The sequence below is a fragment of the Thermovenabulum gondwanense genome (genome assembly GCF_001601575.1).
Classification (GTDB): domain Bacteria; phylum Bacillota; class Thermosediminibacteria; order Thermosediminibacterales; family Thermosediminibacteraceae; genus Thermovenabulum; species Thermovenabulum gondwanense.
Genome location: NZ_LOHZ01000036.1, coordinates 35153 through 52725, shown reverse-complemented (window position 1 = coordinate 52725; position 17573 = coordinate 35153). Strand labels below are relative to the sequence as shown.

Genomic DNA, 17573 nt, shown 5'->3' with positions numbered 1-17573 from the left:
GGAGAGTTCAATGCTGAATTTAAAGCAGAAGCTTTTGAAATTGGAGGAAGAGGGGAAAAAGATTAGAGTAGGTATAGTGGGAGCAGGGCAAATGGGGAGAGGACTTGTCTCCCAGCTTTGTTTTTTGAAAGGCATGGTAGCTTCCTGTGTATGCGATCACGATTTAAACGAAGCCAGGTTAGCTTATATTTTGGCCGGTGTAAAAGAGGAAGATATAAAATTTGCTTCCAATGAAAAAGAATTGGATTCTATAGTAAATCGCGGTTATTTTGCCATCACTGATGATTACACCCACATAACCGGTTCTAATTCAATAGATGTGGTCGTTGATGCTACGGGCGTAACGGAAGCGGGTGCCAATATCGCCTTTAATTCAATAAATAACGGGAAACATGTGGTTATGTTGAATGTGGAAACGGATGTGACGGTGGGAGCAATTTTAAAAAAAATGGCGGATAGAGCCGATGTGGTTTATACGGTATCTGCGGGAGATGAACCGGGTGCAATTAAAGAGCTTTATGATTTTGCAGATGCTATGGGGTTTGAAATAATAGCTGCAGGTAAGGGGAAAAATAATCCTTTAAATCGCGATGCAACTCCCGGAGATATGGACATAATTAAAAAAGCTGAAAAATTTAACATGAATCCTAAAATGCTCACTTCTTTTGTAGATGGTACAAAGACAATGGTAGAATTAACAGCGGTTTCTAATGCTACAGGCCTTCTGCCAACAAAAAGGGGGTTAATTGGGCCGGAAGGAAAAGTGGAAGATTTGCCCGATATATTTTCACTGAAGGAACAGGGAGGCATTCTTGAAAAAACCGGTGTAGTAGAATTTGTAAAAGGCATAGCCCCCGGCGTTTTTGTAGTAGTTTCTACCGGGTCTAAGATAATTAAGGAAGAGTTGGAATACCTTTCTATGGGTAAAGGGCCAAATTACGTTTTTTACAGGCCTTATCACCTTACCAGTTTGGAAACTCCCATTTCCATAGCCAGGGCCTATTTTTACAAAGAACCTACCATAGCACCAAGGGGAAAACCAGTTTCCGAAACGATAACGGTTGCAAAAAAAGATTTGAAAAAAGGTGAAAGGTTGGATGGGATTGGAGGCTATACTATTTACGGCCTTATTGACACCTGTGAAAATGCAAAAAAGGAAAGGGCTCTGCCCATAGGTCTTGTAAATAAAAACACGGTATTAAAAAAAGATGTAAAAAAGGGAAGTGTTATAACCTACGATGATGTGGAGCTTGATGAGAACTCGACAATACTTAATTTGAGAAGGCTGCAGGAAAAAATTTTTAAATAGTAGCTTATGTATTTATTAATTTATATACCCCTCAACGGGGTATTTTTTTTATAAAAAATTTTTTCGTGAAAAAGAAGGTAAATAAAAAAATATATAGAATAATATATTATATAAAAAATTTCATCAATGAAAAATTTTGCATATTTGATTTTTAATGATAAATTTTTTAAAAAGAGGCGGTCATATGATATGGAATGATATGGAACGTTTATTATCAAAAATTGCTACTTTGTACTACATAGAAGGAAAAACTCAAAAGGAAATTGCAGAACAACTTAATCTATCTCCATCTAAGGTATTTAGGATTTTAAATGAAGCAAAAACCATGGGGATAGTGCAGATCAGTATTAAACAACCTATAGTATCCTGTAACAGTCTTGAGCTCGAATTTGAAAGAAGATTCGGATTAAAAGAGGCAATTATAGTTAATGTAGAACAAGAGGATAAAGATAATTTGTTATCTTTACTTGGACAAGCAGCCTGCGATTATTTAAAGAGAATAGTTACTCCTGCGGATATAATCGGGATTTCGTGGGGGCAAACTCTCTATGAAATGGTAAAACAATTGCAACCCTTTGGAGTGGAAGGGACAAAAATAGTGCAATTAGTTGGGGGAATAAATAATGGGCAGGAAAATATTGAAGCGGTGGAACTTGCGAAAAGATTAAGTCAGGTTTTTAACAGTTCTCCTGTATTATTTTATTGTCCTGCGGTTGTGGCAAATCCTGAAGTAAAAAAAGGACTTTTACTTGATAATAATATAAAGAATGTCTTAGAGATGAGTAAAAATGCGACCATTGCACTTGTAGGCATTGGTACTATGGAAAAAGAATCTCTATTGTTCAAAAAAGGACACCTTTCAAGCAGCTGGCATTCGGAATTGTTAAAAAGAAATGCGGTTGGCGATGTGTGTATGCATTTTTTTAAACTGGATGGAACCCCCTGCAATGAAGATCTTGACGATTTAATTGTAGGTATAGAACTTGAGGATCTAAAAAAAATAAGGACAGTTATATGTATCGCAGGTGGAATCAACAAAGCAGAAGCTATTTTAGGGGCATTAAAGGCCAAAATACCAAAGGTTCTTGTTACTGATAAAATGACTGCCGAAAAAATTTTAGAGATTGAGGCAAAAGGAGGTGGGCAATAACTTTTTAATATCTTAAATTATCAAAAAAGGAGGACAAAAAATACAATGAGGAAAAATTCAAAATGGATTAAAGTTCTTGCGTTTACAACGGTTTTGATTTTTTTAATGGGTATTTTTTCAGGATGCGGTTCAAAACAAGCAAAAGATGATGTAATAAAGATAGGATATGTCGGTGCATTATCGGGTGATACAGCTGTATGGGGTCAAGCAGGATTAAATGGTATGAAATTGGCTGCAAAAGAAATAAATGAAAAAGGCGGTATACTGGGCAAAAAAGTTGAAATTGTAGGCATGGATGGCAAGGGTAACCCTGTAGATTCGGTTAATGCTTTAAAAAGGCTTATAGATGAAGAAAAGGTTATTGCCGTGGTGGGCACAAACTTTTCCAGCTGTAATATAGCAATGGCTCCTATTGCAGATTCGAAAAAAATTCCTCTTATAGCTACTGCTGCTTCAAATCCCAAAGTTACAGTAGATGAAAACGGAAATCTTCGTCCTTACTCTTTTAGAATAGGTTTTATAGATCCATTCCAAGGAAAAGTACTTGCAAGTTTTGCATTAAATGAACTAAAAGCAAAAACTGCTGCGGTAATAACTGATATAGGTTCAGACTACTCCACAGGTTTAACTGAATTCTTTATAAAACAATTTGAAAAAGATGGTGGAAAAGTTCTTATAAAAGTTGATGCTCACTCGGGTGATAATGATTTTAGGGCTCAATTGAGTAAAATTGCTCCATTAAATCCTGATGTAATTTTAATACCGTGGATATATAAAGATGTAGCATTAATAGCAAATCAGGCAAGGGAACTCGGGATAAAATCAATTTTCCTCGGTGGTGATGGTTGGGACTCAAAGGAACTTTTAACAATGGCAGGACCTGCTTTAGAAGGATGTTATTATACATCACAACCTTCTTTTGCAAATCCCATAACAAAGCCTTTTGCTGAAAGCTACATAAAGGAATACAACATAAATCCGGAAACTGAGGCTTTGTTTGGTAGAGACGGGCTTTACTGGATAAAAGATGCACTTGAAAGAGCAGGGAAAGTGGACCCGGTAGCTCTAAGAGATGCTCTTGAAAATACAAAAGATTTTAAAGGTTTGATGGGTGCAATAAATGTAGATCCAAAAACACATAATCCTGAAAAACCCTGCAGCATTTACAAAGTTTCGGGTGGAAAATTTGAATATGTTGGGGATTTTGCTCCATAACTTAAATAAAGAAAAATGCGAGGGAAAGCCCGTGGCTTTCTCTCGCGAATAAAAAAAGCCATTATGCAGAAAAAGGTGATGGAAAATGTTTTTACAACAATTGGTTAATGGAATTTCTATTGGCGGTATATACGCGTTAATGGCAACGGGATATGCTTTAATATATAGTTTGCTTGGCTTTTCAAACTGGGCACATGGCGATGTTGCAATGCTCGGCGCATATATCGGATTTTTATGTGTTGCCTCTGCTAAACTACCTTTTTATTTATCATGTATTGCAGCGATATTAGGAGCAGGTCTTATTAGTATAATGAATGAGCGATTAGCCTATAGGCAAATTCGCAAGAATAAAGCTCCAACAATGTTTTTAATGATTGCAGCGATGGGTCTGTCTGTTACTTTTCAAAACATGGTAATAGTTTTTATAGGACCTAAATTTAGGACATTTCCTCCTGTAATTCCGGTAAAAGCAATAGCCATAGGAAATATAAAACTCGGAGTTTTAGATTTAATTTCCTTATGTATTGTGTTAATTGCAGTTATTTTATTAGAGTTTTTGATAAATAAAACCAAATTCGGGCTTGCTGTAAGAGCTGCATCTACAAATTTAAACACAGCATCTTTAATGGGTATAAATATAGATTACTATATAGCCCTTGTCTTCTTTTTAGCAGGTTCTTTAGCAGGTGCAGCAGGTGTTCTTTTAGGGCTAAAGTATACTGTATATCCTCAAATGGGGAATGTATCTTTGAAAGCATTTATTGCCTCAGTTTTTGGAGGACTTGGGAGTGTAAGAGGAGCTATAATTGGTGCATTAATTATCGGGATTATGGAAGTTTTTATATCAGGTTTTGTTATTTCTGGATTGAGAGATTTATTTACATTTGGACTTTTAATTGCAATACTTTTATTTAAACCAACGGGGCTTTTTGGCATAGAAGTACAGGATAAAGCTTAAAAAGGTAGGTGTTTAAATGTCAAGCTATTTAGAAGGAATAATTATTTTAGTTGGAATAAATATAATTGCTGTATTGGGCGTCTCGGTATTGACCGGATTTACTAGACTTTTTTCTTTCGGAAATGCAGGGTTTATGGCAGTCGGAGCATATACATCCGCCATCCTAACAACAAAATACCATACTCCTTTTATAATTTCAATATTTGGAGGAATGCTGGTTGCAGCTTTGATAAGTTTTGCTCTGGGGAAACTCACCTTAGGTTTAAAGGGAGATTATTTCCTAATTACAACTTTAGGATTTGGAGAATGCGTAAGAGTTTTGATTGAATTTTTGGATCCTATTACTGGTGGTGCAAGGGGATATGCGGGAATTCCACAAAAAACGGACTTAACTGTTGTTGTAATTGCTGTCATCATTTGCATTATTATTACAAGAAACTTGATTACTTCGAAATACGGGCGAAATATTATGGCAATACGTGAACAAGAATTGGCGGCTGAAGCTGTAGGCATTAATACTACTTATTTTAAACTACTTTCTTTTACTGTTAGTGCGGTTTTTGCAGGACTTGCTGGTGCATTGTTTGCCCACTATTTCATGTTTATTACACCAGGAATGTTTAATCTTGATAAATCAGCTGAGCTTACCATTACTGTAGTCATTGGTGGTTTAGGTAGTATTACAGGCTCAATTATAGCAACGACTATATTAACTTTACTTCCGGAAATTTTACGTGCTGTTGCAAATTACAGAATGCTTTTATACGGAATTTCAGTAGTATTAATAATAATTTTAAAGCCCAATGGTTTGATGGGCTATAAAGAGTTATCTTTTGAAACAATTAAAAGAATAAAAGACTTTATAATGCGCAAACGAAAGGAAGTGATGGCACGTTGAGCCAAGTTTTAGAAATTAATTCTCTTGTGAAAAGGTTTGGCGGAGTATGTGCCATCGATAATTTTAATATAGATATTAAAAAAGGCTCAATTCACGGCCTTATAGGTCCAAATGGGGCGGGGAAAACCACTATTTTTAATCTTATTACCGGTATATACAAACCAGATTCTGGCAAAGTCCTATTTAATAATGAAGATATTACGGGGAAAAAACCATATGAAATTGCAAATTTAGGAATAGGGAGAACATTTCAAAATATTAGGCTTTTTTCACAGCTGAGTGTTTTAGAAAATGTATTAATAGCAGCTCATAAAGATGCAAATTACAATTTATTGACTGCAGTGACTCATTTTGGGCATTTTAAATCGAAAGAAAAACATATTAGGGAAACTTGTTTAGAGTTGCTGAATATTGTTGGTCTCGGTGATAGACTGGTAGAAAAAGCTGGAAATTTACCTTATGGACATCAACGAAAGCTTGAAATTGCAAGAGCTCTTGCATTAAAGCCGAAGCTGCTTTTGTTAGATGAACCTGCTGCGGGTATGAATAAAGAAGAATCTAAAGAATTAGTAGGCTTTATAAAATATGTTTATGAAAAATTTGATTTGACAATTTTAATGATTGAACATCACATGGATGTGGTAATGTCAATTTGCGACGAAATTACCGTGTTAAATTTTGGTAAGACCATTGCAAAAGGTACACCAAAAGAGATACAAAAAGATAAGCAGGTAATTGAGGCTTACCTCGGAGGTGAAAATAAGTCGTGCTAAATGTAATAAATGTAAATGCTGCTTATGGAGGAATTAAAGCGTTACGAGGTGTTAGTCTAGAAGTAAATGAAGGTGAAGTAGTTGCTGTATTGGGCGCTAATGGTGCAGGTAAAACAACTCTTTTAAAGGTAATTTCTTCAGTGATGAAACCTATTTCAGGAGAGGTGCTTTTTTATAATAAGAAAATACCTTCTGTCTCATATCAATCCGTGAAAATGGGTATAATACATGTTCCTGAAGGCAGACAAATTTTTCCTAAACTTACGGTATATGAAAATCTGATGGTTGGCGCATTTTTAAACAAAGACAAGAAAAAGGTGAAAGAGGATTTAGAATGGGTTTATACTCTTTTTCCAAGGCTTAAAGAAAGAGAAAATCAGTATGGGGGTCTTTTGAGCGGAGGAGAACAGCAGATGCTCGCAATAAGCAGGGGATTAATGGGACACCCAAAGCTTTTACTGTTAGATGAACCATCATTGGGCCTTGCGCCTATTATCGTTAATCAAATATTTGACATTCTTAAAGAAATCAGGAAGAAAGGTACTTCAATACTCATTGTAGAACAAAATGCATATAAAGCTTTATCAATTGCCGACAGGGGCTATATTATGTCAACGGGTGTAATTGAAAAATCTGGTACAAGTAAAGAGCTTTTGTCTGATGAAAATTTATTAAAAGCTTATTTAGGAGAATGAAAAGCGAGGGGAAATAATGAATAAACGAAAGCTTAGTGTAGGCATATGGTCTTTTGGAAAAGGTACTGACCGTTACGTTTCCGAGGGCTATAAACCTTATTTTAATTTTTATGAAAGGATCGAGCTTATTTCTACAATACCCGGAATAAGTGCGGTAGAGCTGACCTTTCCGCAGGATATAGACGAACAAAATGCAAAGGAAGTAATGGAATATTTGAACAAAAAAAAACTTGCAATAAGTGTGCTTGGTGTTGAACTTGTCTGCGATAAAGAATGGAAAAATGGATCCTTTTCCTCTACAAATTACGACAGAAGGCAAAAATCCATTCACCTTACCAAGCGTGCTATGGATTTGGCAGAAAAAATTGGGGTAGAAGTGGTAAACCTATGGCTCGGTCAGGATGGTTTTGATTATGTTTTTCAGTGCAAATATAATACGGCTTTTTCATATCTGGTATCTGGGCTAAAAGAATGCGCTCAACACAATAAAAATATTAAATTATCCCTTGAATATAAAAAAAGCGAACCCAAAATGAATTGCCTTGTTAATTCGGGTGGAAAAGCTTTGGCTCTATCTTTACTGACGGGCTGCGAAAATGTTGGAGTTACTCTTGATGTCGGACATGCTTTTAACTGCGGAGAAAATCCTGCAGAAATAGCTTCCATACTCATGGAGTACGAAAAATTATTTCATATACACCTTAATGATAACTATTCTATCACTGATGATGATATGCCTTTAGGTACGGTACATATTCCCCAGTATATAGAATTTTTTTACTGGTTGGAAAAAATGGGGTATAAAGGATGGTATTCATTGGATTTATACCCTTACCGTGATGACCCTTATTCGGCATGTGAGGTTTCTTTAGATTTTATGGATAAAACCATTAGGGTTGCAGAAAAACTTTGTAAAGAGAACATTTTTGATTTTAACGATAGTAAACCTCCGAGTCAGATAATTAAGACCTTGCTAAATAATATATTTAACTAAAGGTGGGGAAAAAATGAAAGCAGCAGTTTGGTACGGACACAAAGATATAAGAGTAGAAGATGTCCCAGAACCAAAAATAAAAGATAATATGGTGAAAATTAAAGTGGCTTACGCCGGAATATGCGGAACGGATAAGCATGAATACTTGGGGCCAAATTTTATTCCAGCCCAAAAACCTCATCGACTGACGGGAAGAACAGCGCCTTTAATAATGGGACATGAGTTTACCGGGGAGATTGTAGAAATAGGGCCAGGAGTCAAAGGGTGGAAGATTGGCGAAAGAGTTTCAGCATCTGGAAGCTTAGTTTGTGGCCAGTGCGATTACTGTCAAATAGGGAAATACAATATTTGCGAAAAATTGGGATTTAATGGAGTAAGCGATGACGGTGCTTTTGCCGAGTACATTGTTGTTCCTTCATACCAGCTTATAAGGATACCCGATGAAGTTTCTTTAAGGGATGCGGTTTTGGCAGAGCCTTTAGCATGTGGAATTCATGCATCTAAACTAATAGGAGATTTAAAAGGCAAAAGAATTGTCATAGTTGGCACGGGTATGATTGCTGTGAGCTGTTTGATAGCTGCAAAAGCAAAAGGGGCCGAAAGCATATTGGTAATAGGAAGAAACAGTAAAAAGACAAATTTAATAAAAAAAATAGGTGCTGAATTTATAAGTACAAAAGAAATTGATGTTGTGACATATGTAAAAGAATGGTCAGAAAACAAAATGGCTGATGTGGTTTTTGAATGTGTTGGAACTGATTCAACGTTGGATTTGTCTATAAAAACTGCAAAGAATGCGGGAATTATAATGGTCATGGGGGTTTTTGAGAAAAAACCAATCATAGATATGAATCTCCTTCAAGAAGGCGAAAAAATCATAATGACTTCTCAGGCATATGTAGATGAAATGATAGAGGCTTTGGAATATATAAAGCAAGGTATTGTTCCCTGCGAAGACGTTATTACCTCTGAAATAGCTTTAGAAGAAATTGTTGAAAAAGGTTTTGAAGAAATGGTTACAAATAGTAGCAATCATATAAAGATAATTGTAAAAATATCATAAATTCCATATTCAAGCATATATAAGGAGGAATATTTAAATGGAAATAAAAAGAGCCAGGTTTGGTACAAAAGCTGTCCATGCAGGTCAGCAACCTGATAAAGATACCGGTGCTTTGAATTTACCTATGTTTTTGACAAGTACCTTCGTGTTTACACCTGAAAAAATGGAAAGGTACTTATCGGGTAATAAAGAAGGAATATTTACTTACGGTAGGTCCAGGAACCCCACCCAGAATAGTTTTCAAGAAAAAATTGCCTCTCTTGAAAATGCACCTGCTGCACTTGCAACCAGTTCGGGGATGGCAGCGATCACCCTTGCCATTTTGAGTTTTGTACACCCCGGAGATCATATAATTTCGGTAAAGACCATTTACGGTGGAACGCATGCACTTTTTACAAAAATCTTTAAAGAGTTAAAAATAGAAATAACTTTTGTAGATTCATTAAGCGAAGAAGAGCTTTTAAAATCAAAAAAACCAAATACAAAACTTATTTATATTGAAAGCATATTAAATCCTACACTCGAGGTGCCTGATATTCCAACAGCAGTGGATTTTGCCAAAAAAAATGGCTTAAAAGTAATTGTAGACAATACCTTTACAACTCCTTACCTTTTCAAACCATATGATATTGGTGTTGATATAATTGTTCACAGCACAACAAAGTATATAAACGGCCATGGAGATCATCTCGGAGGAATTATACTCGGAGATAAGGATTATATAGAAAACATTAGAAGTGGGATATATCAGGAATTTGGACCTGTACCCAGCCCGTTTGCATGCTGGCTTGGCTTAAGGGGAGTGAAAACACTTCATTTGAGGATGCGACAGCACTGTGAAAATGCCGATAAATTCGCAAGGTGGTTAAAAGGACATCCTTATGTGGAAGGTGTGGTATATCCGGGACTGGAAGAACATCCCCAGCATGAACTTGCTAAAAAGCTTTTTAAAAATGGTTTTGGCGGGATGGTTAGTTTTATGGTAAAAGGTGGATTAAAGGATGCCCAGAGGGTGATAAACAATTTAAAAATGGCTCATTATGCTGTAAGTTTAGGGGATTTGGATACGCTTGTTCAACATCCGGCTACAATGACTCATGGGAAAATTGCCAAAGAAGAGAGGTTAAAAATGGGAATACCAGACAACATGATACGGGTATCAGTTGGTGTTGAAGAAATAGAAGATATTATAGAGGATTTTGAACAGGCTTTAGAAAAAGCATACAAATAAAATTTATTAAAATAAATGGGTGAAAATATGACAAAAGATTATATCTTAGGAATAGATGCCGGGACTACTAAGATAAAAGCAGGATTATTTGATATTTATGAAAAAATGATAGATGTAGAATCTACTAATTGCAAAGTATCAGTAGGGAAAAATGGAGAAGTTGAAATGAACATGTACGAAACATGGAATGCAGTAATTAAAGTAATAAAAGCTTTATTAGAAAGAAATGAGGGCTTAAAAAATAAAATAATAGGCATTGGGGTTACAGGACAGGGGGATGGTTTTTGGCCATTGGGAAAAGATAAAAAACCTGTATATAATGCGATACTATGGAATGATACTCGGGCAAAGGATATTGTTTTGAAACAGGAAGAAAAGGTAAGAGAAATTTGTTTTAAAAATAATATTATTCCTCTTTTTACTGGTGCAAATACCGCAATATTAAAATGGTTTTTGGAATACTCATCTAAAAATATAGATAATATTAGATATATTCTTCACTGTAAGGACTGGATAAATTATAATTTGACCGGTGAGATTTCTACTGACTATACAGATGCTTCTACCGCTGCTTTTGATATAAAGAAAAGAGAATACTGCGAAGAATATTTTCAAATTTTAGGTATTGAAGATTATTATAAATGTTTTCCTAAGCCAACTCAGTCTCACGAAATAATAGGATTTGTTAACAAATTAGCAAGTGAACAAACTGGTATTGCTGAAGGTGTTCCGGTTATTGCTGGAGCTATTGATGTTTCAGCGGTGGCATATGGAGTAGGTGTTGAAAAAAAGGGGCAGGCTTGTACGATAATAGGTACTACATTATGCAATGAGGTTTTGATCGAAAGTGAGGATGTGGATCTTTATAACGATATAGGTAGTACTTTATGTTATGTTATTCCCGATAAATATTTAAGGGTAATAGCATCTCAAAGTGGAACAACCCTTTTAGAGTGGATAAAAAATTTATTAGGACCAGATATGAATTTTTATGATATAGAAAAAATTATTTCCAATCTGCCTATAGGAAGTGAAGGTGTGGTAATTCATCCTTACCTTTACGGTGAAAGAGCACCATTTAAGGAACCATCAGCCTGCGGGGCAATATTAGGACTGAATGCAAAACATACTAAAGCTAATATATTTAGAGCAGCTTATGAAAGCCTTGCATTTGCCTTTTATGATTGTTATAGTTATATGCCCTATGAAATAAAAGAAATATTTGTAGCAGGTGGAGGTTCAAATAGTATTATTCTTTGCCAAATGTTTTCTGACATGATAAATCTACCTGTTAAAAAAAATTGCAACGAAGAAAACGGTATATTAGGAGTCGTCAAGCTTGTCAAGAAGTCCTTAGGGATTACTGATAAAAACTTTGAAAAAAACAAGGATTTTGAGGTGTTTTATCCAGACTATGGAAACCATCTACAATACAAAAATTCGTTTAATTTGTATAAAATGTTGCAGGTTGAATTGAGAAAATTTTGGGAGCAAAGGCAGGTTTTTAGTTAATATAAAGGAGGGCAAATTATATGCTTTTAGAAAATTTAAGAAAACAGGTGCTTGATGCCGCACTAAATTTAATAAAATATCGATTAGTGACCTTAACTGGAGGTAATGTAAGCGGGAGGGATCCCGAGACAGGCTTAGTAGCGATTACCCCAAGTGGAATGGAATACGAAGGTCTGACCCCTGAAGATATTGTAGTATTAGACCTTAACGGGAATATAGTGGAAGGCAAATGGAAACCTTCGGTAGATACTAAATTTCATATTTATATATATAAAAACAGAAGAGACATAAACAGTGTTATTCATACTCATTCTACCTTTGCAAGCTGCTTTGCAGCGTTAAATGAAGAGATACCCTGTGTTGTAACAACACTTGCCAACGAAGTTGGCGGGAGCGTGCCGGTAGCAAGGTATACTCCTGTTGGGACAGACGAGATGGGGCCTGCTATTTTAGAAGTAATAGGAGATAAGAGAGCTTGCTTACTTGCAAATCACGGTGTAGTGGCTGTTGGCCCTGATGTAAGGCATGCCCTTGTTGCAGCGGTAATGCTTGAAGATGCGGCAAAGGTCTACTTTGCAGCAAGATGCATTGGAAAACCAATTGAGCTTCCAGAATCGGAAGTGATAAAGGCAAAAGAACTATTCTTATATAAATACGGGCAGAAATAATTTTTAGCTGGAGGTTTAATGGATGAAAGCAATAGTTAAATACGAACAAAACGCCGGAAATATTAAACTGATGGATATACCCGAACCTTTTCCAGGAAGAGGGCAGGTAAAAATAAAGGTTATGGCTGCGGGGGTATGCGGGACTGATCTTTTAATATGGAAAGGGATACATAAAACCAATTTGCCATTAGTATTAGGACATGAAGTTTCAGGGATAGTAGTCGAGGTAGGGGAAGGAGTTGAGAATGTAAAAGTTGGGGATAGAGTAACAACTGAAACAACCCTTGCTACCTGTGAAACTTGCGATTACTGTGTAAATAAGGAGTATAATTTGTGTTCTAATAGAAAAGGAATTGGAACACAGGTAAATGGAGGTTTTGCTGAATACGTAATCACACGTCAGGAAAGTATTCATATTCTTCCTGAAAATGTAGATTTTATTTCCGCTGCATTAACCGAACCTTTAGCATGCGGAGTGCATGCTGTGATGGAAAAGTCAAGAGTAAAAGAAAATGATTTAGTAGTTGTTTTCGGGCCAGGAGCAATTGGCCTTTTAACCGCGCAGGTGGCAAAGGCTGTAGGTGCAAAAGTAATTGTTGTTGGAATTTCAAAAGATAAAAGAAGACTGGAGCTTGCAGAAAAACTTGGAATTGACTATGCAATTAATTCTCAGGAAACTGATTTGAAATCTCTTGTTATGGATTTATCAAAAGGTTACGGTGCAGATGTAACATTTGAATGTGCTGGGTCGCAAAAAGCAATTAGCCAGGGTTTAGAAATACTTCGCAAAAAAGGTCAATTTGTCCAGATGGGGCTATTGGAAGATCCTTCAGCGGTATTCAATACAGATTATATAGTCCATAGAGAACTTGAGATAATAGGAAGCAGAAGTCAAAAGCCTTCATCATGGCCAAAAGCTTTAAAATTATTATCGGAAAAAAAGGTCAATACAAGAAAATTAGTAACCAAAATATTACCTTTAGAAGAATGGGAGAATGCTTTTGAAAGTTCTTTAAATGGTGAAGAAGTAAAAATTGTTCTATATGCAGGTCAAATACCTGAATAATTATGATAATAATAATGTTATCAGAAAAGGAGAACTATAATGGATTGTTTGGAGTTTAATAAACAAAAGATTTTAGATGAGATGTATAAAAGAGGTTACTTTTACGAGGGAAAGTATAGGGGATGCTCTCAAGCAGTAATAGCTGCTATCAGGGAATTTTTCGAAATTGACGATTTGGTTTTTAAATGCGCCAGCGGATTTTCGGGAGGTATAGCAGACCAAGCAAAAGGAACGTGCGGTGCATTTAGCGGTTGTGTAATGGTTATTTCATACTTTTTTGGGCGAAGTTTTGAAGAATACGGTATAAGCGGTTCAAAATTTAAATACAGAAGTTTAATAAAACAAATTAGGGAACGTTTTGAAGAGGAATTCGGCGGTGAAACATGCCCATTAGTTCAGACAAAGGTTTTTGGGAAGTACTATAATTTTAGCAAGCCTGATGAAAAAGAGAAATTTGAGGAAGCGGGAGCACATAAAGATAAATGTACACATGTTGTGGGGCTTGCAGCTATGTGGCTTGCTGATGTTTTAATAAGAGAGGGTATTTTACCTAAAAATATATAAAATTAAGTGGCTAATGCCACTTATATTTTTAAAATGTAAAATTACAAAAGGCATAAATTGTGGAATAAATTGTTGAAAATGTGTCGGATATTTACTGTTATTTAAATGATTTAATTGATGGCATGTTTATTGCATTATATAACATTATTGATAAATTAGTTGTCAAAAAATGATTGGGGTGATGTATAAAATGGAGCTTACTAAAGAAAAAAGGCTATGGATGTATAAAAAAATGTATGAAGTTAGGTTGTTTGAACAGGAAGTTGATAGACTCTTCAAAGCCAATATGATTTGGGGTACATGTCATTTATCTGTAGGTGAGGAAGCAACGGCAGTAGGATCTATAGCTGCTATAAGAGAAGATGATATGATTACAAGTACTCATCGGGGACATGGACATTGTATAGCAAAGGGCGGGAAACTCCCTTTAATGTTTGCGGAGCTTTTGGGAAAGGAAACGGGCTATTGCAAAGGTAGAGGCGGTTCCATGCATATAGCCGATATAGAATCGGGTAATTTAGGTGCAAATGGTATAGTAGGAGGAGGTATTCCTATAGCTACGGGTGCAGCCCTTGCATCAAAGCTGAAGGGAGATAATAAAGTTACTCTTTGTTTCTTTGGAGATGGTGCTAATAATCAGGGAGTTTTCCATGAATCATTAAATATGGCATCTTTGTGGAAACTTCCTGTTGTTTATATTTGCGAAAATAATGTATACGGTATGTCTCTACACGTAGGAAAATCAACGGCAGTAGCAAATATTGCCGATAGAGCCTCCGCTTATAGTATGCCCGGGGTAATAGTTGACGGAAATGACGTGGAAGCTGTATATTTTGCGGTAAAAGAGGCGGTGGAAAGGGCAAGAAGGGGAGAAGGGCCTACCCTTATTGAAGCAAAAACTTATAGATGGCTGGGACATTCAAAAAGCGATGCAAATCTTTACAGAACGAGAGAAGAAATTGAATCATGGAAACTAAAGTGCCCGATTAAAAGATATAGAGAAAAGTTAATATCTGAAAATATTGCTACGGCTGATGAACTCGATGAAATAGAAAATAAAGTTAAAAAAGAAATAGAAGAGGCATTAAAGTTTGCAATGGAAAGCCCTGAGCCCTCCGTAGCTGATATAGAATTAGATGTATATGCATAAATATTGTAAAAAGAGGTGTAAAAAATGGCTGAAAAACTTTATATAGAAGCACTAAGAGAAGGTTTAAGGGAAGAAATGTTAAGGGATAGTTCGGTTTTTCTAATTGGAGAAGATATAGGGGTTTATGGGGGAGCCTTTGGTGTGACAAAAGGGCTTGTTCAGGAATTTGGTGAAAAAAGGGTTATAGATACCCCTATATCTGAAACTGCAATTACCGGAATAGGAGTAGGAGCTGCTCTATGTGGCATGAGGCCGGTAGTGGAGATTATGTTTTCTGATTTTACCACGCTTGCGATGGAGCAGCTGGTAAATCAGGGTGCTAAGATTAGGTACATGTTTGGAGGAAAGGCAAAGGTACCTATGGTATTAAGAACCCCTATGGGTTCGGGTACTGGAGCTGCTGCACAGCATTCTCAAAGCTTCCCTGCTGTTTTTGCTCATTTTCCGGGATTAAAAGTGGTAATGCCTTCTACTCCATATGATGTAAAGGGTTTAATAAAAGCTGCAATACGCGATGATAACCCGGTGGTATTTTTTGAACACAAACTACTTTACAGGGTAAAAGGCGAGGTACCTGAAGGAGATTACGTGCTTCCGTTAGGGAAGGCAGATATAAAAAGAAAGGGTAATGATGTAACCATTATTGCGGGTTCAATAATGGTAATAAAAGCTCTGGAGGCAGCTAAAGAACTTGAAAAGGAAGGAATTGATGTTGAAATTATAGACCCCGTTACAATTAAGCCGTTAGACATGGAAACTATTGTAAAATCTGTAAAAAAGACAGGAAGGGTTTTAATTGTTGAAGACGATCCTAAAAGCTTCGGATGGGGTGCGGAGGTAGCAGCAGGTATTGTTGAAAGCGAAGCTTTCGATTATTTGGATGCTCCTGTAAAAAGGCTTGCAGGAAGAGATATACCCATACCTTACAACCCGAATTTAGAAAGACATGCGGTACCTCAGATAGAAGATATATTAAAGGGAGTAAAGCAAATTTTACGTTAGGAGGAAGGAAAATGGCCTTTGAAGTTAAAATGCCCAAGCTTGGCACTACCATGACCGAAGGTACAATAATAAGATGGATTAAAAAAGAAGGAGAAAGAGTAGAAAAAGGAGAACCTCTCCTTGAAATTCAAACAGATAAAGTAAATTTGGAAGAAGAATGCCCGGAAAGCGGTATATTGAAAAAAATCGTATATTTGGAAGGACAAGTTGTTGAAGTAGGAAAAACCATTGCTATTATAACAAAAGAAGGAGAAGAATATAATGACGTTGGCAAGCCGGAAGAAATAATGGAGAAAAAACAAGAAGTAACAGGTGAAATTAGAGGAAATACGGAAGAAAAGAAAAATGCTGAAAGTGAAACTGAGAAGGTAAAGGCTTCGCCTGCGGCAAAAAGATTAGCAAGGGAAAATAATATAGACATAAAAGATGTTAATCCTACTGGTCCTGATGGAAGAATTGTAGAAAAGGATGTAATAAATTACATTAACAAAACAAAAGTAACGCCGGTAGCAAAGAAAATTGCTGAAGAAAAAGGTATAGACCTTTCTACAATTACAAAACAAGAAGGTATGAGAATTACAAAAGAAGATGTTTTATCAAAAATAAATGAAAATCTTACTTTAGAAGAAAATATAAAACGTATTCCTCTTTCAGGGCCAAGGAAAATTATTGCCGAAAAAATGAAAAAGAGTAAAATAGAAGCTCCGCATTTTTATTTAACATTATCCGTTGATATGACAAATGCCATAAAATTGAAAGAAGAACTCTCGGTTAAAATTGAAAAATTGACGGGAGTGAAACTTTCCTTAAATGATATAATTATAAAATCGGCCGCAAGGGCATTAAAGGAATACCCGATGTTAAACAGCAGTATCGAAAACGAATTTATTATAGTTAAGGAGGATATTAATATCGGACTGGCAGTTGCATTGGAAGAAGGCCTTGTGGTTCCGGTAATAAGAAATGCTGATAAAAAAGGTTTGAGCGAAATTTCAAAGGAAAGCTCGGAACTTATTATAAAAGCACGGAGCGGAAAACTTTTACCCGATGATTATCAAGGAGGAACTTTTACCATTTCAAACCTGGGAATGTTCGGGATTGAGGAATTTAAAGCTGTAATTAATTTACCTGAAAGTGCAATACTGGCTGTAGGAAAAATCGTAAAAACTCCCGTGGTTGATGAAAATGATGAGCTAAAGGTAAAGCCCATTATGAAATTAACCCTTTCCTGCGATCACAGAATAATTGATGGTGCTTTGGGTGCGAAATTTTTAAACAGGATAAAAGAATTGCTGGAGAATCCTGTGGAAATGCTTTTATAACGA

At 36.0% G+C, this 17573-nt stretch carries 17 protein-coding genes; all 17 read left to right on the top strand.

Going from position 1 to position 17573, the window contains the following annotated elements:
• Window positions 1–10: 10 nt before the first annotated feature.
• The 17 genes from ATZ99_RS08580 (at window position 11) to ATZ99_RS08500 (ending at window position 17570) form a co-directional block, all read left to right on the top strand.
• Window positions 11–1309, top strand: a complete 1299-nt coding sequence (locus ATZ99_RS08580; RefSeq protein ID WP_068748828.1) for an NAD(P)H-dependent oxidoreductase — start codon at window positions 11–13, stop codon at window positions 1307–1309.
• 184 nt (window positions 1310–1493) lie between these two features.
• Window positions 1494–2459, top strand: a complete 966-nt coding sequence (locus ATZ99_RS08575) for a sugar-binding transcriptional regulator (RefSeq protein WP_068748827.1) — start codon at window positions 1494–1496, stop codon at window positions 2457–2459.
• 45 nt (window positions 2460–2504) lie between these two features.
• Window positions 2505–3674: an ABC transporter substrate-binding protein gene (locus ATZ99_RS08570; protein ID WP_068748826.1), complete on the top strand. Its 1170-nt coding sequence runs from the start codon at window positions 2505–2507 to the stop codon at window positions 3672–3674.
• Between the two features lie 100 nt (window positions 3675–3774).
• The gene (locus tag ATZ99_RS08565) at window positions 3775–4632 is read left to right on the top strand and encodes a branched-chain amino acid ABC transporter permease (RefSeq protein WP_222927101.1); all 858 of its coding nucleotides are present in this window, start codon (window positions 3775–3777) and stop codon (window positions 4630–4632) included.
• Between the two features lie 16 nt (window positions 4633–4648).
• A complete protein-coding gene (locus ATZ99_RS08560; protein ID WP_068748824.1) occupies window positions 4649–5530 on the top strand; it encodes a branched-chain amino acid ABC transporter permease in 882 nt (293 codons plus the stop codon).
• Window positions 5527–6303, top strand: a complete 777-nt coding sequence (locus ATZ99_RS08555) for an ABC transporter ATP-binding protein (protein ID WP_068748823.1) — start codon at window positions 5527–5529, stop codon at window positions 6301–6303. Before ATZ99_RS08560 ends, ATZ99_RS08555 begins: the two co-directional genes overlap by 4 nt.
• A complete protein-coding gene (locus ATZ99_RS08550; protein WP_068748822.1) occupies window positions 6297–6998 on the top strand; it encodes an ABC transporter ATP-binding protein in 702 nt (233 codons plus the stop codon). The genes ATZ99_RS08555 and ATZ99_RS08550 overlap by 7 nt, the downstream gene beginning before the upstream one ends.
• 16 nt (window positions 6999–7014) lie before the next feature.
• Window positions 7015–7992 (top strand): sugar phosphate isomerase/epimerase family protein, encoded by a 978-nt coding sequence (locus tag ATZ99_RS08545; RefSeq protein ID WP_068748821.1) that lies wholly within the window; start codon window positions 7015–7017, stop codon window positions 7990–7992.
• 13 nt (window positions 7993–8005) lie between these two features.
• A complete protein-coding gene (locus ATZ99_RS08540) occupies window positions 8006–9055 on the top strand; it encodes an alcohol dehydrogenase catalytic domain-containing protein (protein WP_068748820.1) in 1050 nt (349 codons plus the stop codon).
• 37 nt (window positions 9056–9092) lie between these two features.
• Window positions 9093–10286, top strand: a complete 1194-nt coding sequence (locus ATZ99_RS08535; protein ID WP_068748819.1) for a trans-sulfuration enzyme family protein — start codon at window positions 9093–9095, stop codon at window positions 10284–10286.
• A gap of 27 nt (window positions 10287–10313) precedes the next feature.
• On the top strand, window positions 10314–11798 hold the full coding sequence (locus ATZ99_RS08530; protein WP_068748818.1) for an FGGY-family carbohydrate kinase: 1485 nt from the start codon (window positions 10314–10316) through the stop codon (window positions 11796–11798).
• A 20-nt stretch (window positions 11799–11818) separates the two neighbouring features.
• Complete coding sequence (locus ATZ99_RS08525; protein WP_068748817.1) at window positions 11819–12466, top strand: L-ribulose-5-phosphate 4-epimerase; 648 nt, start codon at window positions 11819–11821, stop codon at window positions 12464–12466.
• A 22-nt stretch (window positions 12467–12488) separates the two neighbouring features.
• Entirely contained in the window at window positions 12489–13532 is a 1044-nt protein-coding gene (locus ATZ99_RS08520) for a zinc-binding dehydrogenase (protein ID WP_068748816.1), read from the top strand.
• Window positions 13533–13571: 39 nt separating this feature from the next.
• Window positions 13572–14096: a C-GCAxxG-C-C family (seleno)protein gene (locus ATZ99_RS08515; RefSeq protein WP_068748815.1), complete on the top strand. Its 525-nt coding sequence runs from the start codon at window positions 13572–13574 to the stop codon at window positions 14094–14096.
• 190 nt (window positions 14097–14286) lie between these two features.
• Complete coding sequence (locus ATZ99_RS12020) at window positions 14287–15246, top strand: thiamine pyrophosphate-dependent dehydrogenase E1 component subunit alpha (RefSeq protein ID WP_068748814.1); 960 nt, start codon at window positions 14287–14289, stop codon at window positions 15244–15246.
• A gap of 24 nt (window positions 15247–15270) precedes the next feature.
• Window positions 15271–16248, top strand: coding sequence for an alpha-ketoacid dehydrogenase subunit beta (locus ATZ99_RS12015; RefSeq protein WP_068748813.1), 978 nt, complete (start codon window positions 15271–15273; stop codon window positions 16246–16248).
• Between the two features lie 11 nt (window positions 16249–16259).
• Window positions 16260–17570: a dihydrolipoamide acetyltransferase family protein gene (locus tag ATZ99_RS08500; RefSeq protein ID WP_068748812.1), complete on the top strand. Its 1311-nt coding sequence runs from the start codon at window positions 16260–16262 to the stop codon at window positions 17568–17570.
• Window positions 17571–17573: the final 3 nt, after the last annotated feature.

Bases quoted from the DNA above. Each gene is read 5' to 3' on its own strand.
- ATZ99_RS08570 (WP_068748826.1), top strand. From the start codon at position 2,505: ATGAGGAAAAATTCAAAATGGATTAAAGTTCTTGCGTTTACAACGGTT.
- ATZ99_RS08500 (WP_068748812.1), top strand. From the start codon at position 16,260: ATGGCCTTTGAAGTTAAAATGCCCAAGCTTGGCACTACCATGACCGAA.
- ATZ99_RS08530 (WP_068748818.1), top strand. From the start codon at position 10,314: ATGACAAAAGATTATATCTTAGGAATAGATGCCGGGACTACTAAGATA.
- ATZ99_RS08535 (WP_068748819.1), top strand. From the start codon at position 9,093: ATGGAAATAAAAAGAGCCAGGTTTGGTACAAAAGCTGTCCATGCAGGT.
- ATZ99_RS08520 (WP_068748816.1), top strand. From the start codon at position 12,489: ATGAAAGCAATAGTTAAATACGAACAAAACGCCGGAAATATTAAACTG.
- ATZ99_RS08545 (WP_068748821.1), top strand. From the start codon at position 7,015: ATGAATAAACGAAAGCTTAGTGTAGGCATATGGTCTTTTGGAAAAGGT.
- ATZ99_RS08525 (WP_068748817.1), top strand. From the start codon at position 11,819: ATGCTTTTAGAAAATTTAAGAAAACAGGTGCTTGATGCCGCACTAAAT.
- ATZ99_RS12020 (WP_068748814.1), top strand. From the start codon at position 14,287: ATGGAGCTTACTAAAGAAAAAAGGCTATGGATGTATAAAAAAATGTAT.
- ATZ99_RS08515 (WP_068748815.1), top strand. From the start codon at position 13,572: ATGGATTGTTTGGAGTTTAATAAACAAAAGATTTTAGATGAGATGTAT.
- ATZ99_RS12015 (WP_068748813.1), top strand. From the start codon at position 15,271: ATGGCTGAAAAACTTTATATAGAAGCACTAAGAGAAGGTTTAAGGGAA.
- ATZ99_RS08580 (WP_068748828.1), top strand. From the start codon at position 11: ATGCTGAATTTAAAGCAGAAGCTTTTGAAATTGGAGGAAGAGGGGAAA.
- ATZ99_RS08575 (WP_068748827.1), top strand. From the start codon at position 1,494: ATGATATGGAATGATATGGAACGTTTATTATCAAAAATTGCTACTTTG.
- ATZ99_RS08540 (WP_068748820.1), top strand. From the start codon at position 8,006: ATGAAAGCAGCAGTTTGGTACGGACACAAAGATATAAGAGTAGAAGAT.
- ATZ99_RS08560 (WP_068748824.1), top strand. From the start codon at position 4,649: ATGTCAAGCTATTTAGAAGGAATAATTATTTTAGTTGGAATAAATATA.